General features: G+C 29.2%; 2 protein-coding genes. One reads left to right on the top strand and one right to left on the bottom strand.

Going from position 1 to position 2,822, the window contains the following annotated elements:
• Positions 1-915 (bottom strand): UvrD-helicase domain-containing protein (locus KKC53_00540; protein ID MBU2597662.1); only part of this gene is annotated, 915 nt, incomplete at its 3' end.
• A 573-nt stretch (positions 916-1,488) separates the two neighbouring features.
• On the opposite strand from KKC53_00540, the gene KKC53_00535 reads away from it, so the two are divergent.
• Complete coding sequence (locus KKC53_00535; protein ID MBU2597661.1) at positions 1,489-2,754, top strand: NAD-dependent malic enzyme; 1,266 nt, start codon at positions 1,489-1,491, stop codon at positions 2,752-2,754.
• Positions 2,755-2,822 lie beyond the last annotated feature (68 nt).

Raw genomic sequence — 2,822 nt, 5'->3', positions numbered from 1 at the left:
TTTTTGAGAAAATGAAACTATCTCTTCTGGGCATCTATAACTTTCTTTTAGAAAAACAACATTGTCAGGATAGAATTTCTTAAAAATAGTTCGAATATTATCAATATTTGCTCCTCTGAATCCAAAAATAGATTGATCATCATCTCCTATTAGAGTAATGCTTTCATAATTTTCAGATAAGAGGTTTAAAAATTCCATTAGGGCAATATTTGACTCCTGAAATTCATCAACTATTATATGAAGATATTGTTTTTGAAGTTCTTCTAAAATTAATGGTTCCTTTTTTAAAATATCAATGATGTTATAAAGAAGTCCACCAAAGTCTATTAAACTGTCTTCTTTTATTCTGTCCAAATAAATTTTATATAAATGAGTAAGTTCTGCCATTTCAGGCTTTAAATAATGTGGGATTTTTCTCTTTAAATCAGATGGAGATATTAAGCTTTCCTGACATCTTAAAATGAAATCAAAAAGCTCTTGAACAAATCCGTCTCTTTTAAAATATGATTTTGTTAAAGGATATTTTGAAAAATCTTGTTGGTTTAATATCTTTTTAACAAACTGTTTCTGTTCAGTTGAAACCATTAATTGAGGTAATGAAGAATATCCTACTAAGTTATAATACTTTCTAATGAACTCATAACAAAAAGATTGGAAAGTTTGTATAGGAATTTCAAAATAGCTATTCTTGATTAACGTGGCAACTCTATCTCTTAAAAATTTTGCACTATTTCTTGAAAAAGTTAGAGTTAATATGTATCCTGGGTCAACAGATTTTTTTTCAATTAAGTAAATAATTTTAAAAAGTGCAACTTCAGTCTTTCCTGTTCCAGGACCACCAATCACAAGAAGTTTTCCCTTTGTCCTTTTAATTGATTCTAATTGTTCAGGATTTAAAGCAATAGGAAGATTCATTTCTTTTATAATGTTTAAATTGAATTTAAATGTTAATTTTTTAGTCTTAATTAATTAATATAATAAAAATATTTCATTTGCTTTGTAATGTTATTTCGCAGGTATTTTACCCTCCCCCTACCCCCTCTCCCTTATCCTCTCCCACCAGGGGAGAGGATAAATAATCAAGAGATTATGCTTAATTATTTTAATTATATTAATGTTGAGCTACCCTTAGTCAAGAAAGTATATCCAAAGCTTATATGTTTCATGTTAAGACCTGATTCTTATTTTACATTATAAAATTGGATATCATTAGATTATTTTATTGCTTTTATCCCTATAACTAAACAAATATTTCATAAAAGAGATAGCTGACATAAGAAATGAAATAAAAAAAGAGAAGGAGTTGGTGACTCTTTAAATTTTATAGAAAAACTGAGATTGACTCGGAAAAGACAAAATCTCCAATTAAAATTAAATTACAATTATGTTTAAAAAGATTTATAATTTATTTCATAAAATTATAATTAAGTAATTTTTTTAATCTTTATTGCTCTTTCTAAAATAAAATTCTAAATACCTGGAAGGATTATGAATAAAAAAATCTATAAAGAAGATGACGAATTGAAGAAGAAAGCATTGAAACTGCATGAAGAAAATAAGGGAAAATTATCTTTAGAACCAAAAGTTCCTATAGAAAATTATCATCACTTGAGTTTGGTATATAGTCCTGGAGTAGCAGAACCTTCTAAGATTATCGCTAAATATCCTGAAAAGATTAATTTATATACTTTTAGAGGAAATTCAGTTGCAGTTATATCAGATGGTTCCGCAGTTTTAGGATTGGGAAATATAGGACCAAAAGCAGCATTACCAGTTATGGAAGGGAAAGCAATACTTTTTAAAAGATTTGCGGGGATAGATGCATTTCCAATTTGCTTAGACACCCAAGACCCCGATGAAATAATAAAAACCATTAAACTCCTTGAACCAACTTTTGGTGGAATAAATTTGGAGGACATTTCTGCTCCAAGATGCTTCTATATTGAGGAAACCATTAAAAAAGAATTGGATATTCCAATATTTCATGATGATCAACATGGAACTGCTGTGGTTGTAGGAGCAGCATTTTTAAATGCATGCAAACTCCTTAAAAAAGAGATTGAAAAATTAAAAATTACAATTATTGGAGCAGGCGCTGCGGGAATTGCTGTTGGAAATTTCCTGTTAGATTTAGGGGTTGAAACTTTGATAATTTGTGATTCTAAAGGAATTATTTATTCAGGAAGAAAGGAAGGGATGAATCCGTATAAAGAAAGGTTGGCTAAAAGAGGAAATAAAAAGAGAGTGAAAGGAACCTTAAAAGATGCCATCAAGGATTCAGATTTTTTAATTGGATTATCTGTTGGAAATATTGTTACAAAAGATATGGTTAGGTCTATGGCACCTGAACCAGTTGTTTTTGCATTAGCAAATCCCATCCCTGAGATTCATCCAAAATTAGCCTTAGAAGCAGGTGCTTCAATTGTAGGAACCGGAAGATCTGATTTTCCAAATCAAATAAATAATGTACTTTGCTTCCCAGGAATCTTTAGAGGAACATTAGATGTAGGCGCTACAGAAATAAATTCTAATATGAAGAAAGCTGCCACTAATGCTATTTGCAATATAATTCCCGAAAAAGAATTGAAACCTGATTACATAATTCCAAAAGTTTTTAATCCAGATGTAGCTCCTGCTGTTGCTTATGCTACTGCAAAAGCTGCTATAAAAAGTGGTGTATCTAAGAAACCTTTAGAACCTGAAGAAATAAAAAGAAGAACATATGAATTAACAAAAAAATATTGGAAAAAATAAAGAACTTTTCAAAATTAAATATTTCACCTAAAATATGGTGAAAAGTAAAATTCACCTAAATTAGTATG

The sequence above is a fragment of the Actinomycetota bacterium genome, assembly GCA_018830725.1.
Lineage (GTDB): Bacteria > Actinomycetota > Humimicrobiia > JAHJRV01 > JAHJRV01 > JAHJRV01.
Note: the sequence above shows the minus strand (reverse complement) of the source record. Positions and strands in the feature narration are given on the sequence as shown.